The 20,954-nt window shown below is 73.7% G+C and carries 15 protein-coding genes; 11 read left to right on the top strand and 4 right to left on the bottom strand.

Going from position 1 to position 20,954, the window contains the following annotated elements; genetic code table 11:
* Both IE249_RS38285 and IE249_RS23595 read right to left on the bottom strand, forming a co-directional pair.
* Positions 1-1,118, bottom strand: a 1,118-nt coding sequence (locus tag IE249_RS38285) for a PAS domain-containing protein (RefSeq protein WP_229859107.1), incomplete at its 3' end; no start/stop codon positions are given.
* A gap of 192 nt (positions 1,119-1,310) precedes the next feature.
* A complete protein-coding gene (locus IE249_RS23595) occupies positions 1,311-2,333 on the bottom strand; it encodes a GAF domain-containing protein (protein ID WP_189707594.1) in 1,023 nt (340 codons plus the stop codon).
* Between the two features lie 732 nt (positions 2,334-3,065).
* Between IE249_RS23595 and IE249_RS23590 the strand changes: the two genes are divergently transcribed.
* From IE249_RS23590 to IE249_RS23540, 11 genes are all read left to right on the top strand, one after another.
* Positions 3,066-5,045 carry a beta-ketoacyl synthase N-terminal-like domain-containing protein gene (locus IE249_RS23590; RefSeq protein ID WP_189707592.1) on the top strand — a complete coding sequence of 660 codons (1,980 nt, stop codon included), beginning with the start codon at positions 3,066-3,068 and terminating at the stop codon, positions 5,043-5,045.
* Entirely contained in the window at positions 5,042-6,577 is a 1,536-nt protein-coding gene (locus IE249_RS23585; protein WP_189707590.1) for an amino acid adenylation domain-containing protein, read from the top strand. Before IE249_RS23590 ends, IE249_RS23585 begins: the two co-directional genes overlap by 4 nt.
* Positions 6,578-6,679: 102 nt before the next feature.
* The gene (locus IE249_RS23580) at positions 6,680-7,864 is read left to right on the top strand and encodes an NAD(P)/FAD-dependent oxidoreductase (RefSeq protein ID WP_189707588.1); all 1,185 of its coding nucleotides are present in this window, start codon (positions 6,680-6,682) and stop codon (positions 7,862-7,864) included.
* Positions 7,865-8,111: 247 nt separating this feature from the next.
* Positions 8,112-10,934, top strand: a complete 2,823-nt coding sequence (locus tag IE249_RS23575; protein WP_189707586.1) for a sensor histidine kinase — start codon at positions 8,112-8,114, stop codon at positions 10,932-10,934.
* A 13-nt stretch (positions 10,935-10,947) separates the two neighbouring features.
* The gene (locus tag IE249_RS23570) at positions 10,948-11,379 is read left to right on the top strand and encodes a roadblock/LC7 domain-containing protein (RefSeq protein ID WP_189707584.1); all 432 of its coding nucleotides are present in this window, start codon (positions 10,948-10,950) and stop codon (positions 11,377-11,379) included.
* Complete coding sequence (locus IE249_RS23565) at positions 11,372-11,746, top strand: DUF742 domain-containing protein (RefSeq protein WP_189707582.1); 375 nt, start codon at positions 11,372-11,374, stop codon at positions 11,744-11,746. Before IE249_RS23570 ends, IE249_RS23565 begins: the two co-directional genes overlap by 8 nt.
* A 7-nt stretch (positions 11,747-11,753) precedes the next feature.
* On the top strand, positions 11,754-12,341 hold the full coding sequence (locus tag IE249_RS23560; RefSeq protein ID WP_373304433.1) for a GTP-binding protein: 588 nt from the start codon (positions 11,754-11,756) through the stop codon (positions 12,339-12,341).
* A 113-nt stretch (positions 12,342-12,454) separates the two neighbouring features.
* On the top strand, positions 12,455-15,001 hold the full coding sequence (locus IE249_RS23555) for a SpoIIE family protein phosphatase (RefSeq protein WP_189707578.1): 2,547 nt from the start codon (positions 12,455-12,457) through the stop codon (positions 14,999-15,001).
* A 61-nt stretch (positions 15,002-15,062) separates the two neighbouring features.
* On the top strand, positions 15,063-16,088 hold the full coding sequence (locus IE249_RS23550) for a magnesium transporter CorA family protein (protein WP_229859105.1): 1,026 nt from the start codon (positions 15,063-15,065) through the stop codon (positions 16,086-16,088).
* A 50-nt stretch (positions 16,089-16,138) separates the two neighbouring features.
* Entirely contained in the window at positions 16,139-16,624 is a 486-nt protein-coding gene (locus tag IE249_RS23545) for a gluconokinase (RefSeq protein ID WP_189707644.1), read from the top strand.
* Between the two features lie 106 nt (positions 16,625-16,730).
* A complete protein-coding gene (locus IE249_RS23540) occupies positions 16,731-18,569 on the top strand; it encodes a glycoside hydrolase family 15 protein (protein WP_189707576.1) in 1,839 nt (612 codons plus the stop codon).
* Here IE249_RS23540 and IE249_RS23535 read toward each other — a convergent pair.
* Together IE249_RS23535 and IE249_RS38280 are read right to left on the bottom strand one after the other, a co-directional pair.
* Entirely contained in the window at positions 18,566-20,329 is a 1,764-nt protein-coding gene (locus IE249_RS23535) for a cation:proton antiporter (RefSeq protein ID WP_189707574.1), read from the bottom strand. The genes IE249_RS23540 and IE249_RS23535 overlap by 4 nt on opposite strands.
* A 51-nt stretch (positions 20,330-20,380) precedes the next feature.
* The coding region (locus tag IE249_RS38280) for a cytochrome d ubiquinol oxidase subunit II (protein ID WP_229859103.1) at positions 20,381-20,954 on the bottom strand (574 nt) is incomplete at its 5' end.

The raw sequence follows: 20,954 nt of genomic DNA, 5'->3' as shown, positions 1-20,954 counted from the left end.
TGTGCGAGGACGAAGGGCCGGCTCTCGGCGAGTGCCTGGGTGTAGGGGGCGGCGGCCGGGAACTTCATGGTGCGGCCGAGCGGCGCGAGGACGTCGGCGACGGGTGAACCGGTCAGCGGCGCCTTGCCCAGCCGGCGCGTGTGAGCGCCACCGATCAGGCCCGCGACGAGGGCGTCACCCGCCGCGAGCGTCTCCAGTACGTCCACGGTGACCACGTCGGCGAGGTCGGGCACGGCGATGTTCGCCAGTTCCTGCGCGGTGCGCTCCAGGTCGAGGGTGGTGCCGATCTTCACGCTCGCCTCGTTGACCAGGGCGAGGCGGCGGCGGACGGACTCGGCCTCGAGCTGGGCGCGCTGCTGGTCGGTGATGTCGATGAGGGAGGCGGTCAGACCGATGGGCCGGCCGTCGGGGTCCTCCAGCCGGACGTAGGAGCACGACCACACGCGGTCGTGGGCGGGGTCGGCGGGGGTGCGGCCGATGCGCCGGAAGTCGAGCACGGGCTGCCCGGTGGAGAGCACCCGGCGCATCGCCGACTCCATGTCGGCCGCGTTCACGCCGGGCAGGAGTTCCACCAGGCGGTGCCCGATGTGCGCGGCCTCGGGCAGCCCGTTCATGGCCTGCAGGGCGGGGTTGACGCGCAGGAAGCGCAGGTGGGTGTCCAGGACGGCGATGCCGACGGGTGAGCGGGCGAAGAGCCCGTCCCACACGGCGGAGGAGCCGCGGACGGAGCGGGCGGCGTGCGCCTCGGCGGCGAACACCAGCACGGTGGTCCCGCCGCGCCGCCGGGTCGGCACGGGCGCCGCCCAGATCTCCAGCTCCAGCGGGCGTCCGTCGCGGTGCCAGGCGGTGACGGTGCCGGTCACACCGCTACCGGTGACCGCGAGGTCCCACAGCGAACGGCCCAGGCTCTGGTCCGCGTCGGGGTGGAGCAGGTCGGCGATGTGGCGCCCCAGCACCTCGCGGGAGGGGTAGCCGAGGAGATCCTGGGCGGTGTCGTCCCAGCGCACGATCGTGCCGTCGGCGCCGGTGGCCACGACGGCGACGGGCAGCGCGCCCAGCCAGCCGCCCGCGTCCCGGGCCGCGCCGCCGGTGACCTGGTCGAAGGGCTCCTGCTGCATCGCCGCATTTCCGCCGTTGGCAGGGGGTCGTCGACTTCAGTATGCGGGGGCGGACGGCGGCCCGCACCGTCCGGCTTCCGGCTCCGGACCTGGTCGGGTCCGGAGCCGGGTCCGGACGGGCGGGCGGGCCGGAAAGGGGCGTACGGCGAGCGGGGCGGGGGCCGGAACCGGGGCGGGGGCCGTGCGATCCGGTCAGCGTCCCGGCATGCGGTCGGACAGCGCACCCCCGCCCAGTTGTTCGAAGCGCTGCTGGACGTTGGCGGCGAAGGCCTGGGACTCGGCGCCGCCGTAGCCCTGGCCGGTGGTGTTCATGGCGACCGTGAGGACGCCCTTGAAGGGTGCGCTGGGCGAGGTGCGGACCGGGGTGCACAGGAAGCTGAAGTCCTGGGGCGCCGGGGAGTCGTACGTCCTGAGCGACACCTGGGGCAGTGTGGTGGTGCGCCCCATGCGCAGGGCGTCGTCCATGGCGTTGAAGACGCCGATCTTGTCGAGCCCGGGCAGTACGTGCCGGGCCGGGCTGAACTGCGGGACCATGCCGAAGGCCTGGCCCTGCTTGCCGTTGGCGTAGCGCAGCAGGTGGTCGGGGCCCTCGGTGAGCATGATGGGGAAGGGCGCCCCGTCGAACACCGCGAAGAGCTCCTGCTGCTGGGCCAGCAGGCTGTCGCGCAGCTTGAATTCGGACAGCAGGGTCTCGGTGAGCTCCTGCATGCCCTGCCGGATCTTGGCGTCCCAGTTGCGGGGCTGGAAGTCGGCGACGCACACGGTGCCGAGGACCAGGCCGGTGTTGTCGCGCAGCGGGGTGCCGAGGTAGGACCGCACGCCCAGGTCGTTGACGAGGGGGTTTCCCTTGAAGCGCGGGTAGTCGAAGACGTCGTCGAGGGCGAGTTGGGACTGCTGGGCGACCACGTGGGGGCAGAAGCCGTAGTCGCCGGGCGCCTCGCGGGCCAGGTTGCTCAAATCGAACGGTATGCCGCCGCCGTCGGTGTCCACCGGGTCCTCGGGCGAGGAGGTGGGCACGTACATGCCGCGGAACATCTGCCGCTCGTCGTTGATGAAGTTGACCATGGCCAACGGAGACTGGGTGAAACTGGCCGCGAGCCGGGCGACCCGGTCGAAGGTGGCTTCCGCCTCGGCCGCATCAAGGCCGAGAATCCTCAGCCGTCGCGTCCGCTGCTCGCCGGCGAGACGGTGTTGTTCGGATGACAGGGATTCCATGAGGTCAGATCAAAGCAGAGATTCGGGGCTGCGTGGATCACCCCTCCAGGTCATTCCGGTCTCCTCCGCCCCACCGCCAACGCCGTTGATTACAGAGGGTGTTGGGCGGGCGTAAGGGCTGCGGCGACGGTCACCGCGCGTCCACGACGCGGTCCGTACCCGGCCATTCGAAGAGTCTGTCCAAAATCTGCGATGTTTCAACCTGCAGCGATCACTTCCCGTCATTCTCCTGGCGGCCATCGAACCGAAACGATTTTCCACCCGACAATCGTCCGGTGGACTTGTTGTCGACACTGACGGAATCGCCCGACGTGACAGTAGGTGTTCGAAATTGCGTTCGGTTTTGGGGTGGTGAGGCGGGTGCGCGGTCCCCGGCAGGGGCCCGGTGAGCGGGATCGTCAAGACCGCCGGCTCCCCTCCCCCAGGTGGGTTTTAGGCCAAGTCCCAGGCCCCTTCGCCGTGTCCGTGTGACACCGGCCGGCCGGCCCCGCCCGTGGCCTGATGGCAACGATGCCTCGCGGACGCGGTGCGGCCCCGCACCGGCCACGGGGCGCTGCGGCACCCGGAACAGCGCAGGCTCAGGCAGCCGTCCTCGTCCCACCGTGCTCGGACACCGGCGCCGGCGCGTGACCAGCGCTGCCCGGTCCCGGTGCGCCCGGGACGCGGGACGGGACGGGCTCGAACCACTCCATGACGCAGGGACAGTGGCGACGTATGAAACGGAGTTCTCTCATGAACAGGCCCGACGACAGGCCCGGAGGCGGGCGGTCCGGTGCGGACGACCGGTCGGTGGCGGTGATCGGCATGGCCTGCCGGCTGCCCGGCGCCACGGATCCCGAGGAGCTGTGGGCCCTGCTGCGCGACGGCGAGGACATGACCGGTGAGACGCCCGGCGAACGCTACGACGTCGGCACCCCGCACTCCGCCGAGGCCGGGCCCGGGCAGGGCCGGACAGCCGGACGCCGGGCCGGTTACGTCGGCGACATCGCCGGCTTCGACGCGGAGTTCTTCGGCATGTCCGCCACGGAGGCCGCCGAACTCGACCCGCAGCAGCGCCTGTTGCTCATGACCGCCTGGGAGGCGCTGGAGGACGCCGGGCAGCGCCCCGACCGGCTCGCGGGCAGCCGCACGGCGGTGTACGTCGGCAACGCGCGCGCCGACTTCCTCGAACTCGCCCTGCGCCAGGGACCCGAGACGGTCACGGCGGCGCAGCTGAACAACTTCCGCTCGCTGCTGCCCGCCCGGCTGTCCCACTTCTTCGACTTCCGCGGACCCAGCGTCGTCGTCGACACCGCCTGCTCCTCCTCACTGGTCGCCGTGCACCAGGCCGTGCGGAGCCTGCGCTCCGGCGAGAGCCCGCTGGCGCTCGCCGCCGGGGTCAGCATCGCGCTGCGCCCCGACGAGGGCCTGGTGCTCACCCATGCCGGCGGCATGGCCCGCGACGGGCGCAGCAAGTTCGGCGACGCGACGGCCGACGGCTACGCGCCGAGCGACGCCGTCGGGGTCGTCGTACTGAAGCGGCTGGCGGACGCGCTGGCCGACGGCGACCGGGTCCGCGCCGTCATCCGGGGCAGCGCCGTCGGCAACGACGGGCGCACCGCCGAGGCGGTGCTCAATCCGTCGCTCCAGGGCCAGTTGGACGTGCTGCGCTGGGCGTACGAGGACGCCGGGGTGGACCCGGCGGACGTCGACTACGTCGAGGCGCACGGCTCCGGCTCGCCCCTGCTCGACCCGCTGGAGCTGACCGCGCTCGGCGAGGTGCTCGGCGCGGGGCGTCCCGCGGAACGGCCGCTGCTGGTCGGCTCGGTGAAGACCAACATAGGTCACGCCGAGGCCGCCGGCGGCATGGCCGGGCTGATCAAGACGGTGCTGTGCCTGGAGCACGGCGAGGTGCCGGCCAGCCTCCACCTGAACACGCCCCACCCGGACGTCGACTGGGACGGTCTGCCGCTGACCGTGCCGTCCAAGCTCCAGCAGCTGCCCGAACCGGGGCGGCCCGCCTTCGCCGGGGTGTGCGGGCAGGGCGCCTCGGCACTCAACGCCCATGTGGTGCTCGGCCAGGCCTGCTTCGGCTCCGGAGCGGCGGATCCCGCACCGGACGGTGCGCCGTACGTCCTGGCGATCTCCGCGCACACCCCGGACGCGCTGGCGGAGCTGGCCCGCTCCTACGCCGCCTATCTGCGTCCCGGCGGGGCCGGAGCGTCGTACGCCCCGCGGGACATCTGCTTCACCGCGGCCACCCGGCGCCGCCACCACGAGTACCGCACCGCCGTGGTAGGCCGCAGCCACGAGGAGCTGGCCGCGGCCCTCACCGGGACCCCGGCGGTGGGCGGGCGGCCGCTGACCGCCGTCGCCGAACGCTACCGGCGCGGTGAGGACGTGGAGTGGGAGACCGTGTTCGGCGGGCCCGGACGCCATGTGCCGCTGCCCCGCTACCCGTGGCAGATCCGGCGCTACTGGCCCGGCGAGGAGCACCCGCGCGAGGACGGGGGCGACCTGGCGGCCTGGGTCCTGCGGGAGCACGCGCGCACCGGTTTCGACGACGCCTCCACGTTGACCGACATCGGCATCGACTCACTGGCCAAGCTGCGGATCGTGGTGGAACTGGTCAAGCGCTGCGAGGCGGAGGTCGACCCGGAGGAGTTCGGCCGGCTGCGCACGGTCGGCGAGCTGCGGCAGTGGACCCGGGCCCTGGAGGCGGTGGCCCCGTGAGCGAACCGACCGCGCTCTACGACTGGTTCGCCCGCTCGGCCGCCGAGCACCCCGACGTCACGGCGCTGGAGGTCGGCGGGGCGAGCCTGACCTACGGCGAGCTGCGCGACCTCGCCGAACGGCTCGCCGAACGCCTGGTCGCGGCCGGCGGTGGCAGCGCGCCGCGCCGGGTCGGGCTGCTCGCGGCGCGCTCGGTGACCGCGTACGCCGGCTACCTCGCGGTGCTGCGGGCGGGCGCGGCCGTGGTGCCGCTCAACCCCGAGCATCCCTCGTCGCATACCGCCCAGATCGCCGCCGCGGCCGGCCTGGACCTGGTCCTGGCCGGTGGAGCCGGCGCCGGGGAGGGCCTGGGCGTGCCCGTCCTCGCGGCCGGCCCCGGCGAACTCGCGGCCCTCGGGGACGGGCCGGTGCCGGACGTGTCCTGGCGGCGGCCCGGCCCGGACGACCTCGCGTACCTCATCTTCACCTCCGGTTCGACCGGCACCCCCAAGGGCGTGCCGATCCGGCACCGCAACATCTGCGCCTATCTGGAGCAGGTCGCGGGCCGGTACGGCATCGGGCCGGGCGCCCGGCTGTCGCAGACCTTCGAGCTCACCTTCGACGGGTCGGTGCACGACCTGTTCGTCGCCTGGGCGGGCGGCGGCACGCTGGTGGTGCCCGAGCGCGGCCAACTGCTCTCCCCGGTGAGGACGGTCAACAAGCTGCGGCTCACGCACTGGTTCTCGGTGCCGTCGCTGATCTCCTTCGCGTCCCGGCTCGGCACCCTCGCCCCCGGCAGCATGCCGACGCTGCGCTGGAGCGTCTTCGGCGGCGAACCGCTCACCCTCGACGCCGCTCGCGAGTGGCGCGCGGCCGCCGCGGACAGCCGCCTCGAGGTCCTCTACGGCCCCACCGAACTGACCATCTCCTGCACCGCCTACCGCTTCCCCGACGACCCCGCCGACTGGCCGCGCACCCCGAACGGCACGGCGCCGATCGGCACCGGCTACCCGGTCCTGGACCTGGTCCTGCTCGACGACACCGGCCGGCCGGGCGACAGCGGTGAGCTGTGCGTCAGGGGGCCGCTGCGCTTCGCCGGGTACGCCGACGCGGCGGACAACGCGGGCCGCTTCCTCACCGACGAGCTGCGGCCCGCCGGTGACGGCGCGCCCGCCGAGGGCCACTGGTACCGGACGGGCGACCGGGTCGCGGTGCGGGGCGGCCACCTGGTCCATCTGGGGCGCACCGACCACCAGGTGAAGATCCGCGGGCACCGGATCGAACTCGGGGAGATAGAGGCGGCGTTGCGGCGGCAGCCCGGGGTGCGCGACGCCATCGTCGTCACGGTGCCGGCCGCCGACGGGGAACCGGAACTGCAGGCCGCGGTGAGCGGATCGGGCTGCGGCGCCGACGGGTTGTACACGGCGCTGGGCGAGCGGCTGCCGTCGTACATGATGCCCCGCCGGATCACCGTGCTGGAGCAGCTGCCGCTGAACCCCAACGGCAAGATCGACCGGCGGGCGGTGCTGGCCGAACTCGGCGCCGCCCGCTGAGCGTCGGCGTCACCCCTGCTCCCCGCCTCCCCACGCACGGCATCTCCCCACCGCATCCCCCCACAGCCACCTGTCCCCCGACGTTCCCTGTGAGGCTTTCGCATGTACGACGCCATCGTGGTGGGGGCGCGCTGCGCCGGCGCCGCCACCGCCCTGCTCCTGGCCCGCGCCGGACACCGGGTGCTGATGCTGGACAAGTCGGCCCACGGCTCCGACGTCCTGTCCACCCACCTCGTCCACCAGCCCGGCGTCGCCGCGCTCGCCAGGTGGGGCCTGCTGGAGCGGGTGCGCGCCTCGGACTGCCCGCCGCTCGGGCGCACGGTCTACGAGGTGGCCGACATCCGCATCGAGGGGTGCGCGCGAGGCGTGGAGGGCCAGCGGACGGGGTTCGCCCCGCGCCGCCGGGTGCTGGACCCGATCCTCGCCGACGCGGCGGTCGAGGCGGGCGTGGAGTTCCGCGACCGGTGCCGGGTGACCGGACTGCTGCGGGACGGGACGGGCCGCGTGGCCGGCGTCGAGGGGCGCCACGGGTCCGGAACCTTCACCGAACGCGCACACCTGGTGATCGGCGCGGACGGCATGCGCTCCACCGTCGCCCGGCTCGCGGCGGCGCCGTACACCGTGCACGACCCCCGGCTGACCTGCGCGTACTACACGTACTGGCCGGACGTTCCGGCCGACCTCGAACTCTACGAGCGGCGCGCGGGCTGGGTGGCCGCCGTGCCCACCAACGACGGCACGACGCTGGTGCTCGCCTACTTCCCGCAGGCGCGCTTCGAGGAGGTCCGCACCGACGCCCGCCGCGCCTACGAGGAGCAGATACGCACCACCGCGCCCGCCCTGTACGAGCGGCTGCGCGGCCGGGAGCCCGCGGAGCGCCTGCACGGCACCGGAGACCAGCAGAACTTCTTCCGGCAGGCGACCGGCCCCGGCTGGGTGCTCGTGGGCGACGCGGGGCACCACAAGGACTCCATCACGGCACGCGGCATCAGTGACGCCTTCCAGCAGGTCGAGAGCCTGGCGGCGAAGGTGACGGGCCTCCTCGGCGGCGACCCGGCCCGGCTCGATACGGCCCTCGCGGACTACGCCCGGCAGCGGGACCAGGACCTCACCCCCGGCTACGAGGCCACGCTCGGCGTCGCCCGGCTGGATCCGCACGAACAGCGGCTCTCCCTGCTGCGGGCCGTGCAGTCCGACCCCGAACTCACCGCGATCTACCTGGACATGGTCGCCGGGATCGTCTCAGCCGACGCTCTCTACACACCACGGCTGCTCGCCCTGCTCTGAACGAAGACACCGTCCCGGCAGTCAAGTCCCTTACTCCGGACAGCAGTTGGCCACGGAGTGTCCGGTGCCCCAACTCCTGTGAAGAAAGGCACCAGTTGCGCGGAGGCCGGAGTGACGCTGCGCGATGATCCTGATACGGTGCAGCTCGTACCGGCCTTCGATCACGGTGAGCCACCAGGTCACTGCGCGGGGACGGGCGTTGAGCATCCCCATCACTCCGGTGTATCGCTGCTGTACGAGGAATCAGATGCCAGGCACCCGCGACCGGCGGACACGTCACCGCGCCGCCCCTCGCAGATCTCTGCGGTCCTCGTTCGTCGTCCCCTTCGTCGTTCCCGCCGTCTGCCTGAGCGCACTGTGGGGATACACGGCGGCCGGGCTCGTCGACGAGCAGATCCAGTCGCACACCGACGCCGACCACGTCTCGTCGGTCGCCGGTCCGCTCCAGGAGGTGCTGACGCGGCTGCAGACCGAGCGCGGCCTCACCGCGGCGTGGCAGGCGGGCCGCGCGAGTTCGGTCCGCGCCGACCTCGAGGCGGCCCGTACGAAGACCGACGCGGCCGTCGCCGGATTCCGCCGCGCGTCCGGACTCGACACCGCCGAGCTGCGGCGCCGGGCCCGGACGCTCGGCGGCAGCCTGGACGCCCTGACGCAGCGCCGCAGCGCGATCGACGCGCGCACCCTGACCGCCGGTGACACCTTCACCTACTTCACCGACGCCGTCTCCCAGGGCATCGACCTGCTCACCGAGGCCGTGCGCAGCGACGACGGCGAGCAGCAGCGCGCGGGCACGGCCACGGTCGCCCTGGTGCGCGGCACCGAGATGCTCGCGCGGGAGGACGCCCTGATGGCGGGCGCCCTGTCCGCCCATCGGCTGTCGGCGGCGGACCGCGCGCGGTTCGGCCAGTACCTCGGCGCCCAGCAGGCCGCCCGGTCCGGCCTGACCGCCGAGGACCTGCCGGGCGACGCGGCCGGACGGTACCCGCAGATCACCGGCGGAGCGCAGTGGAGCACCGTGGGCTCCCTCGAACACGCCGTGAGCGAGGGACAGGGCAACGCCCTGCCCAAGGACGCGGGCTCCTGGCCGGCGGCCGCCGGCGGTGTGGTCGGCGACTTCCAGGCACTGGGCGGCGACTCCCTGGACGCGCTGGCCGCCCGCGCCTCGGACCACGGTGACAACCTGATGCTGGCGGCGCTGCTGGGCACGGCGGCCACCCTCGCCGCCCTCGCCGGGGCCGCCCTGCTGGCCCTGCGCACCCGGCGCTCGACGCTCGGCCGCTTCGCCGGACTCCAGTCGGAGATCGAGCAGTTGGCCGCCCAGCAGGTGCCCGCGATCCTCGCCCGAATAGAGCGGGGCGAGCATGTGGACCCGTCCGTGCTGCTGCCCCACCGGGCACACGCGGCCGACGACGAGTTCGGGCGGCTGTCGGCGGCCGTCGACCAGCTGGTGCGCATCGCGGCGGACTCCACGCTGCGCCAGTCGCAGGGCCGGCAGGGCACCGAGAAGGTCGTCTCCCAGCTCATCCGCCGCGCGCAGAGCCTGATCCACCGGCTGATCTCCCTGCTGGACGACCTCGAGCGCAAGCACGAGGACTCCGACCTGCTCAAGGACATCTTCCGGGTCGACCACCTGGCCACCCGTGTGCGGCGGCACGCGGAGAACCTGATGATCCTCAGCGGCGCCCCACCGAGCCGCCGTATGACACCGCCCGTGTCCATCACCGACGTGATGCGCAGCGCGGTCGCCGAGACCGAGCAGTACACGCGGGTCAGGGTGAAGAACACCCCGGACGACCGGAGGGTGGCCGTCTCGGGGCGGGCCGTCGCCGACGTCACCCACCTGCTCGCCGAACTCATCGAGAACGGCACCGCGTTCTCGCCCCCGCACACGCAGGTGACGGTCAGCGCGACCCGGGTCGCCAAGGGCCTGGCCGTGCATGTGGAGGACCAGGGCCTCGGCATGCAGCCCGAGCACCTGCACCGCGCCAACGAACTGCTCGCCCACCCGCCCCGGATCGACATGACGGCGCTGGGCGAGGACCCGCGCCTCGGCCACTTCGTGGTGGCCCGGCTCGCCGAACGCCACGGCATCCGGGTGGTCCTGCGCGAGTCCGACTACGGCGGCACGCTCGCGCTGGTGGTGCTTCCCGCCGAACTGCTGGAGGGCGTCTCCTCGCCCGTGGTCGACCAGCTCCAGTCGGCGGCCGTCGCCGCGGGCCGTGCGGTGTCGGCCCCGGACGAGCCCGGCGACCGCGCCCTGGGCAGCCGTACCGGCACTCCCGCGGGGGCGGGCAGCGCAACGGGCCGCCCGGCGGGGGCGGTTGGCACTCCGGCGGGTGTCACCGCGCCCTCTTCCGGGTCGGCCGGCAGGACTCCCGGCGTCGCCGGCGACGGCGGTGCCACCCCCGGGGTGGGCATGGACGCACCGGTCGTCGTGGGGCGGACCGTGCCGGCCCCTCCGAGCGCACCGGCCTTGGCACCCGACGAGGTCGTCACACACACCCCCCTGCCCGACTCCAGCGGTTTCCCCGAGTACGGAGGTGCAGGCCTGTTGCCCCCCGCTTCGGAACATCCCGTACCCACGCCCGCCGAACCGGCCGCGTGGGCGCCGCCCGGCCAGGACACGGACCCGGTCCGGTCCCGCCCGCCGGCGCGGCCGCCCGCACCGCCCGCCGGTCCCACGGCGTCGGGCGCCGGACAGCCCGACCTGCCCCGGCGCCGGCAGCCGGCGGCACCGCCGCCCGCGGCACCCGCACCGGCGCCCGCGTCCGGTGCCGCCGCGCCCGCGCCGGGCGCCGGCGGTGCCCTGTCCACGCCCGAGATCCTGCCCCAGCGGGTCCGGGGAGCCAGCCTGGCGCAGCAGTTGCGCAGGGAGGCGGCACAGGCACAGGCCGATGGCCGCCCCGGGGACGAGGGTGACGACGACGTCTTCTCCCCCGAGGCGTCCGCCCGGGCGATGAGCGCCATCCACCAGGGGCTGAAACGGGCCGGGATGTTCCAGGGCGACGAACCGCACGGCGCGCACGGGCGGCAGGACGAATCGGCGGGCCGTAGTGCCGACGAACTGTGAGGACAGTTACGCAATGACTGAGCAGGTACACACCGGACCTCAACTGGACTGGCTCCTCGACGCCCTGGTGGACAGGATCCCGGAGATCCGCTGCGCCATCGTGCTGTCCGGGGACGGTCTCCTCATCGGCAAGTCCAAGGACATGCTCCGCGACGACGCGGAACACCTGTCCGCGGTGGCGTCGGGCGTGCACAGCCTGGCGCGCGGCGCCTCACGGCACTTCCACGGCGGGCAGGTGCAGCAGTCGGTCATCCAGATGGAGAAGGCGTTCCTCTTCGTCACGGCCGCGGGCAAGGGCGCGCGGCTGGCCGCGATCGCCTCGGAGGGAGTGGACGTCGGGATCATGGCGTACGAGATGGGCACGCTCGTCAAACAGGTGGGCCAGTACCTGACCGCGGCTCCCCGCGTGCAGTCCCCGTCCGGCGGCCCCTTCCAGGATGCCTGAACAGCGGTGGCGCGACGGTCCCGAGACCGGGCGCTACTTACGGCCGTACGCCATCACCGGTGGGCGCACCCAGCACAGCCAGCACGCGTTCGCCCTGATCACACTGGTCGTCGCGCGCACCGCCCACCTCGCCGGCGCCGGTCACCTGGAACCGGAGGCGGCACACATCCTGCACCTGTGCAGGGACCGCGCACTGGCGGTCGCCGAGATCGCCGCGCTGCTGGACCTGCCGGTGAGCGTGGTGAAGGTGCTGTGCGGAGATCTGCTCGACGCCTCGCTGATACTGGTCCAGTCGCCGCCGGGGCGGGAGGACCAGCCGAGCGTGGAACTCATCGAAAGGGTGATGGATGGTATCCGTCAGCTCTGAGCCGCTCATGAGCTCCGAGCCGGTCATGCCGACCGCGCTGAAGATCCTCATCGCGGGCGGCTTCGGCGTGGGCAAGACCACCATGGTGGGCTCGGTGAGCGAGGTTCCCCCGCTGGAGACCGAGGAGCGCATGACCGAGGCGAGCCTCGGCGTCGACGACCTGGCCGGGGTGGAGGGCAAGGCCTCGACGACCGTGGCCATGGACTTCGGCCGCATCACCATCGCGCCGGAGCTGGTGCTGTACCTGTTCGGCACGCCCGGGCAGGACCGCTTCTGGTTCATGTGGGACGACCTGGCGATGGGCGCGCTCGGCGCGGTCGTCCTGGCCGACACCCGGCGCCTTCAGGCCTCGTTCGCCTCGATCGACTTCTTCGAGGAGCGCGGCATCCCGTTCGCCGTCGGCATCAACTGCTTCCACGGGCGGCGCGACTGCACGCCCGAGCAGGTGAGCGCGGCGCTGGACCTGGATCCGGCGACTCCCGTGGTGCTGTGCGACGTGCGCGACCGCGCCTCGAGCAAGCACGTCCTGCTGAGCGTGCTGGAGGCGGCCCGCGCCCGCGCGTCGGCCCGCCTGGCCTCGGCGAACCGCCCCTGATCTCCTGCCCGGGCTGCCCGGACCGCGGGCGCGCGGGCAGGGTGGCGGTGAGGACGGCACGGTGATTTGCTCGATGTGTCCGCTCCGGGAAAACGCACCGCCAAGGACATCTCGTGACCGATCCACCTCCCGCATCCGTACCGGGCGGGTCCGGGCTGGACGAGGCGGTGGCCGGGGTGCTGTTCGGGCAGTCGCCCGGCGGGCTCCACGTGTACGACACCGCGCTGCGGCTGACGCGGGTCAACACCGCCGCCCGGCACATCCGGGAGTTCCCCGTCGACCGCATGCTCGGGCGTCCGCTGCTCGACGTGCTGGAGGCCTTCCACGCCGAGGACCCGGCGGCCGTGGTGGACGCGGCGCGCGGAGTGCTGGAGACCGGGAGCCCCGTGCTCGACCTGCACTTCCGGGTGCGCAACGAGCAGGATCCGCCGCAGGAGCGGGTGGCGTCGGTGTCCGTGTTCCGGCTGGACGACCGCGAGGGAACCCCACAGGGGGTGGCCGCCACGGTCACGGACATCACCGAACGCGTCGGGGCGCAGGCGCGGCTGGAGCTGCTGGACCGGGCCACGGCGTGCGTCGGCACGACCCTCGACGTGTTCCGCACCGCGGCGGAACTGTGCGAGGTGGTGGTGCCGGAGCTGGCCGACTCGGTGACCGTGCACGTACTGGACTCCGTGCTGCGCGGACAGGCGCCCGTGCTGGGCGAGGTCACCGGCGAGCTGCCGCTGCGCCGCGCCGCCTCCCGGTCGGTGGACGGCGCCCACCCGCGGCAAGCCCCGCTGGGCGCCGCGGGCCGCCACGTATGCGTCTGCGCCGGCGGAAAGGCCCTGCCCAGCCTGTCCCCCGAGCTGACCACAGACCTGCACGCGCCCCCCGGCCCGAACCGGTGTCCCGACGCGGACCGGAACGACGTCCCGCCCCCGGCCCCCGGCCCGCCTCCGGGCTCCGGCCGACAGGAGACTCCCGGCCCGGACCTCGCCCCCGGCCCGCACCGGGACGACGGCCCAGACCCGGGCTCCGGCCCGCCCCCGGGCTCCCACCGGCACGAGACCCCCGGCCAGAACCCCGCACCCGGCCGGCGTCCGGGCTCCGGCCGACAGGAGACTCCCGGCCCGGACCTCGCCCCCGGCCCGCACCGGGACGACGGCCCAGACCCGGGCTCCGGCCCGCCCCCGGGCTCCCACCGGCACGAGACCCCCGGCCAGAACCCCGCACCCGGCCCGCCCCCGGGCCCCGGTCCGGCCCCCGGCACGGACCCCGGCCCCCGCCGGGACGCGCACGGCGGCAGCAGCCCGGGCCCCGACACCGCCGGGACGGCGGACCCCGCACGGTGTCCGGACCGCGGCCCGGACGCGCGGCGGCCTTCGGCCGGGCCGGAGTCCAGGATGACTGTGCCCATGCGGGCCCGTGGGGTGCTGCTGGGTGTGGCCTGCTTTCATCGGTGGTTGCGCGCCGTCCCCTTCGACCGCGGCGACCTGGCGCTGGCCGAGCAGCTGGCCGCCCGCGCCGCGCTGTGCCTGGACAACGCGCGCCTCTACACCCGGGAGCGCTCGGTCGCCCGTATCGTCCACCGCAATCTGCGCCACCCGGAGTTCCGCACGCACCCGGGTGTGGACACCGCGCACGCCTATCTGCCCGCGGGAGCCGGTGGCGGCTGGTTCGACGTCATTCCCCTGTCGGGCTCGCGCGTCGCCCTGGCGGCCGGGGACACCACCGGGCACCTCGTCGACGCCACGGCGGCCATGGGCGAGCTGCGCGTCGCGGCCACCGCCCTGTCCGAGCTGGACCTGCCGCCCGACGAGATCCTCGCCCGCCTCCACGACCTCACCAGCCGGTTCGCCCGCGCCCCGCGCGGTCCCGGACCCGAGGAGTCGGCCGCCCAGACCTGGCCGGCGACCTGCGTCTACCTGGTCTACGACCCGGTGACGCGCGGCTGCGCCATGGCCTCCGCCGGGCATCCCCCGCCGGCCCTGATACTCCCCGACGGCACGGTGGAGATCCTGGACGTGCCGCAGGGCCCGCCGCTGGGCCAGGGCGTCGGCGAGTACGGCGTCGCCGAGCGCACCCTGCCCGAGGGCAGCGTGCTCGTCCTCTACAACCCGGCCCTGCTGACGGACGGCACGAGTCCCGCCCCGGCGCACATCCCGCCCGCCGGGCTGCGCCGCGCCGCCGCGGCCCGCGACCGGCTGGAGGACGCCTGCGACGCCGTGGTGGACGGCCTGGCTCCCGAGCGGCCGCCGGAGGACGTCATCGTGCTGCTCGCCCGGACGCGTACGCTCCCGGCCGACCGTACGGCGTCGTGGACGCTCTCCAGCCATCCCCGCGCGGTCGCCGAGGCGCGCAGGGCGGCCGCCGCCCGGCTGACCGCGTGGGGCCTGGAGGGTCTCGTGGACGAGGCCCTGCTCGTGGTGAGCGAACTGGTCACCAACGCCGTCCGGTACGGCACCGGGTCCCTCGAGCTCCGCCTCATCCGCGAGCAGGCCCTGACCTGCGAGGTCACCGACGAGAGCAGCACCGCACCGCAGCTGCGCCGCGCCCTGGTCAGCGACGAGGGCGGCCGCGGCCTGTTCATCACCGCGCAGCTCACGGAGCGGTGGGGCGTGCGGCCCGCGCGGCGCGGCAAGACGGTCTGGGCGGAGCTGCGCACGCCGGCGGACTGACACGGCCGCCGCCGCGGCTCCGGCGTGCGGACGGCAGGGGCGCCCCTTACCGTGAGGGGCGATGATCATATCGGTGGTGTCGATGCCGGAGGGTGTCGTCACGCGTACTGACGTGTCGCAGGCGCGAGAGCGTCTCACCACGTCCGGCTTCCTGCTCGTCGACGTCCAGCTGCCGGAGGAGGGCCCGCGCGGCCCGGAAGCGGACACGCCGGACGAGGCACCGGACGACGGGCCGCGGATCGCCCGCCTGCTCGGGCTCAGGACCGAGGGTCTCCCCTGGTTCGGCAGGGCGGGCGAGCCGGTGCGGGCCGACTTCCTCGGGGACAGGATGGGCATCGTCGTACCGGTGGTCGACGGCGCCCGCGTCGCCCACGTCCACGTCTTCGTCACCGAACGGCATCTCGTCACCGTCCGGCGGGGCCCGCTCGAAGCGCTGGAGGGCTTCGCCGCGCGGCTGACGCGGGAAGGGCTCTCCGACACGGCGGCCGTGCTGTTCCTGCTGATGCAGGAGTCGCTGGAGACCTTCCGCCGGGCCGCCGTGCGGGCCCTGCTCACCACGGAGGACCTCGAGGACCGGATGTTCGAGCGGCGACGGCCCGAGCAGGTCTACCGCCTGACCCGGCTGCGCCGGAGGGCCGGCTTCCTGCACCGGGCACTCCTGCCCTATCTCCAGGTGACGGACGAGGTCTTCACGCACCGGATGATGAGCCGCGGCTTCCCCGAGGAGCGCCAGCGGCTCGCCCGCCAGTTCCAGGGCGCCGGCCGGCTGGTGCTCGCGGACATCGCGTCCCTGCAGGACGCCACCCGCCGTGCGTTCGCCAGCTACTCCTCGCTCGTCTCGGGCGAGCAGAACGGTGTGATCAACCGTCTCGCCATCGTCTCGACGATCTTCCTTCCGCTGACCTTCCTGACCGGGTACTTCGGAATGAACTTCTCCTTCCTGACGGACGAGTTGGAGAGCCGGGCCGTCTTCTGGCTCCTCGCCGTCGGCCTGCAGGCGGGGGTGCTGGCCGTCGCCGTGTACGTGCTGCACCGCACCCATCTGTGGCGCAGACTGCGCGACGACGACCCTCTCGACGAACGCTGACGGGAGGCGCGTTGACCGGCAGGACGCATGGTGCGCGGATCGTGGTCGTGATGGGTGTCTCGGTGAGCGGGAAGTCCACCGTAGGGGCGCGCCTCGCCCTGCGGCTCGGCGTGCCGTTCCAGGAGGGCGACGATCTGCACCCGGCGGCGAACCGCGCCAAGATGGCCTCCGGGCATCCGCTGGACGACGCCGACCGCGCGCCCTGGCTGGCCGCGCTCGCGGACTGGATCCGGGCGACGGCCGCCCGCGGCCGGGGCGGTGTCCTGTCGTGCTCCGCGCTCAGACGCGCGTACCGGGACGCGTTGCGGCGCTCGGGAGCGGACGTGTGGTTCGTGTACCTGGCGCTGGACCGTGCGGTGGCCGCGCGGCGGATCGCCCACCGCACGGGGCATTTCATGCCGCCCGCGCTGCTGGACTCGCAGTACGCCGTCCTGGACCCGCTGGAGGCCGACGAGCCGGGCGTCACCGTCGACGCCTCCGGCAGCGCCGCCGAGGTGGAGGCCGCGGTGCTGCTGGCCTGTGGGGCCCCCTCGTAGCGCGGTGACCGCCGCCGGCGGCTCGACGCGCCGTGGACGGGAGTGCGGCCTACTCTGATCCGGGGGGTGGCATTCGGGTGAACCGCACACCGAGAGGGGCGCCCCGATGGAGGACTACCCGCTGATCGAGAACCACGGCCTGCTGGGCGATCTGCAGACGGCGGCCCTGGTGACCACGGACGGAACGGTCGACTGGCTCTGCCTGCCCCGGTTCGACTCGCCGAGTGTGTTCGGCTCGCTCCTCGACAAGGACAAGGGCGGACACTGCACGGTGCGGCCGGTCCACCCGACCTATGCCACCAAGCAGTTGTACCTTCCCGACACCGCGATCCTGGTGACCCGGTTCATGACCGAGGCGGGCGCGGGCGAGGTGCTGGACTTCATGCCGGTGACCGGCAGGACGGCCACGGAGCGCCACCGGCTGGCGCGCATCGTCCGCTGTGTGCGCGGGAGCATGACGTTCGAGATCGTCATCGCCCCGAGGTTCGACTACGGGCGCAAGGGACACCGGCTCCACATCACCGAGCACGGAGCGGTGTTCGCCGCGGAGGACGGCTCCGAACTGACCGTCCACGCCATGCGGGAACCGGACGACGAGCGTCTCTTGGACGTCCTCACGGACCACCAGGACGACCTCCACTTCAAGCTGACGCTCCAGGCGGGCCAGCAGCGCGGGCTGATCCTCGAATGGGCGGCCGACGGCCCGCCCCGGGAGATCCGGCTGGCCGAGTACGAGGAGATCTTCGACGACAGCGTCCGCTACTGGCGCTCGTGGCTCGCCCAGTCGCGCTACACCGGCCGCTGGCGCGAGGCGGTGGAGCGGTCGGCGATCACCCTGAAGCTCATGACCTACGCCCCGACCGGCGCCCTGGTGGCCGCCCCGACGGCGGCCCTGCCGGAGCAGCTGGGAGGCGAGCGCAACTGGGACTACCGGTTCACCTGGATACGCGACGCCTCCTTCTCCGTGTACGCGCTGCTCGGACTGGGTTTCACCGAGGAGGCCACGGCGTTCATCCAGTGGCTCGGCGACCGGGTCAAGGAACGGGCCGGCAGCGACGGGGACTCGGGGCCGCTGAACATCATGTACAAGGTCGACGGATCCTCGGACCTGACCGAGGAGATCCTGTCGCACTGGGAGGGCTACGCGGGTTCCGCGCCGGTGCGGATCGGCAACGGGGCCGCCACGCAGCTGCAGTTGGACATCTACGGCGAGGCGCTGGACAGCATCTACTTCGCGCACCGGCACGGGCTCCAGCTGGGCCACCGGGGCTGGAACGCGCTGCTGACCAACCTGGACTGGCTGACCGACCACTGGGACCAGCCGGAGGAGGGCCTGTGGGAGACCCGCGGCGGCCGCGAGGACTTCACCTACGGACGGATGATGTCGTGGGTGGCCTTCGACCGGGCGCTGCGGCTGGCGCAGTCCAACGGCCGGCCCTCGGCCGCCGACCGCTGGCAGTCCGCGCGCGACGAGCTGTACGAGCAGGTCATGGCGAAGGGCTGGAGCGAGACCCGGCAGGCGTTCGTGCAGCACTACGGCAGTGACGTGCTCGACTCCTCGCTGCTGCGGATGGCGACGGTCGGGTTCATCACCCCGCAGGACACGATGTGGACCTCCTCGCTCGACGCGATGGAGCAGGAACTGGTCAGCGACAGCCTGGTCTACCGCTACAACCCCGAGGCCTCGCCCGACGGGCTGCGCGGCTCGGAGGGCACCTTCTCGCTGTGCACGTTCATGTACGTCGACGCCCTGGCCCGAGCGGGCCGCGCCGACCGGGCGCGGCTGGTGTTCGAGAAGATGATGGGGTACGCCAACCACCTGGGCCTGTTCTCGGAGGAGATCGACCCGACGGGCCGTCAACTGGGCAATTTCCCCCAGGCGTTCACGCATCTGGCGCTGATCGACGCGGCGATCACCCTGAACGGCGCCCTCGACGGCCGCTAGGAGGTGTCCGGCGCGGGTCCGAGGAGTACGAGGGTGTCGTCGTCCGAAGCGGTGGGCGGGCGGTCTCCGAGCGCGGGCTCGAGGCGGCCGTCGCGCCGTACGACGAGGACGGTGTCGTGGCCCGGTGGCGGCGGGGCGGAAGCGGGCTGTGCGCGGAAGCGGGCGCCCCGCTCGTGGCGGGCCGCCACGGTGTGCCGGGGCAGTCCGGGTCCGAACAGGGTGTCCCCGGCGGTGTAGGGGGCGACGACGCCCTGGCTGCCGGGCGGCGGGCCGATCCGGTGGACGGGGCCGTCGACGCTGTCGGCGAGGACGACGCGGGCGAGCGCGTTGAAGTCGTCGTCGTCCGTGAGCAGGAGCACGGTGGTGACTCCTTCGAGCCGGGCGCTCGGGTCGGTGGCGGCGGCCATGAGTTCGCCCGTGGCGAGTTCGATGCCCGCCTCCTCGATCCGCCGCCGCTGCTCCGCGAGGGGCGCCCACATGAGCACGTCGAGGCCGGCGGCGCGCAGGCAGAGGGCGAGGTCCAGGGCCCAGGGGGCGCCGCCGACGAGGAAGGGGCGGGCCCTGGCGGGTCCGGCCACGCCCAGCCGTTCGGCCACCGGTTTCGCGGTCAGCGCGTAGAGCGCCACCGTGGCGACGATCACCAGGAAGGTGACGGGCAGGATCTTGTCGGCGCCGCTCAGTCCCGCGCCGACGAGCGATGCGGAGAACGTCGTGGCGGTGGACGCGGCGACGATGCCGCGCGGGGCCATCCAGCCGATGAACGCCCTTTCGCCGCGCCTGAGTTCGGTCCTCGCGGTGGACAGCAGGGTGAGCAGCGGCCGGGTGACCAGGACGAGCGCGGCGACGAGGGCGAGGGTGGGCAGCAGCACGGGGACGACGAGTCTCGGGGTGACGGTCGCGGAGATGGAGACGAACAGCAGGCCGATGATGAGCTGGACCAGCGTCTCGAAGAAGGGCCGGCGCGCGGGCATGTCGAAGCCGGGCAGATTGGCGACGGCCAGCCCGGTGACGATGGCGGCGATGAGCCCGGTGTCGTCGTAGAGGATGTCGCAGCCCGCGGCCACCACGACGACGGTGGCCAGCTGGGCGAGGGTGCCGAGCGTCTCGCCGAGCCGGAGCACCCGCAAGGCGAGCCACAGCAGGGCGGTGCCGGCCGCGCCGCCGGCGAGCCCGACGGCGATGCCGCCGAGGAAGGCGCCGACCCGGAAGTGGCCGGTCTGCAGCCCGCCGGCGACCAGGGAGTGGAAGACGACGGCCCCGAGGATGCCGCCCACGGGGTCGATCAGGGACCCCTCCCACAGCAGCACCCGCCGGATCCGGTCCGAGGGCCCGACGTGTTCGAGCAGCGGCCCGACCACGGTGGGCCCGGACACCACGAGGATGACGCCGATCATGCTCGCCACGGCCACCGGCACCCCGAGCAGCACGGGTCCGAGGGCCATCACGGTCCCCCAGGTCAGCAGCACGCCGAGCACGATGAGCCGTACGACGACGCTGCGGGCCGCGCCCTTGAGGTGGCGCAGGTCCAGGCCCAGTCCGGCGTCGTAGAGGATCAGCGCCACGGACAGCGACACCAGCGGGGAGAAGGCGGCCCCGACGAGCCGGTCGGCGTGGACCACGTCGGTGAGGGCCCCGGCGGTGAATCCGGCGGGCAGCAGCAGGATCCGGGCCGGCAGCCGAAGCCGGCTCGCGAGGATCTGCGAGCCGACGGCGAGCGCGACGATCAGGCCGATGCCGAGCAGGATGTCGTTCGTGCTCACCGCACCGGCGCTCCTCGGCACGCGGACGGCGAGGGCGCTCCGCTCCGGGGGTCAGCCCTCGTCACCCGCGCCCCCGCGCCGCAGGTCGGCGTCCGTCAGGCCCTCCAGCTCGCCATGGGTGTCCAGCCAGTAGAGCAGCACCACCGCGGGCAGGACGAGGACGACCGCGACCAGGGTGACCAGGCCCAGCCAGCGCAGCGCGGTGGGCGCGCCCGCCCCCTGGGCGACGGTCAGCGAGGTCGGGATGAGGTACGGGCGCTGCGCCATGCCCCAGGCGAGCACGGCGCAGGCGACGACGCCGACCGCCGTGACGCGGGAGCCGGAGCCGCCCCGGCGGATCAGGGACCAGGCGGTGGCGAGGGTGCTGAGCGCTGCCAGGACTACGAGGACCAGGCCCACGCCGTGAGTGAGTCCGTGCCACACATGAGGTGCGTCCCCGTGGGTGACGGCCAGCGTGATCAGGGCGAGGGCGGCGACCACCGCGAGGGCGCCCAGGGCCCGCCTCCGGAAGTAGACCTCGAGGCCGGGCGCCGCGTAGCGGCGGGCGTCGGCGGCGAGGAACACGGCGCCCAGCAGGGCGGTGGTGGCGACGGCGAGCAGGCCGAACAGGACGGAGGTCGGGTTG

The sequence above is a fragment of the Streptomyces anandii JCM 4720 genome, from assembly GCF_014650655.1.
Taxonomy (GTDB): Bacteria; Actinomycetota; Actinomycetes; order Streptomycetales; family Streptomycetaceae; genus Streptomyces; species Streptomyces anandii.
Note: the sequence above shows the minus strand (reverse complement) of the source record. Positions and strands in the feature narration are given on the sequence as shown.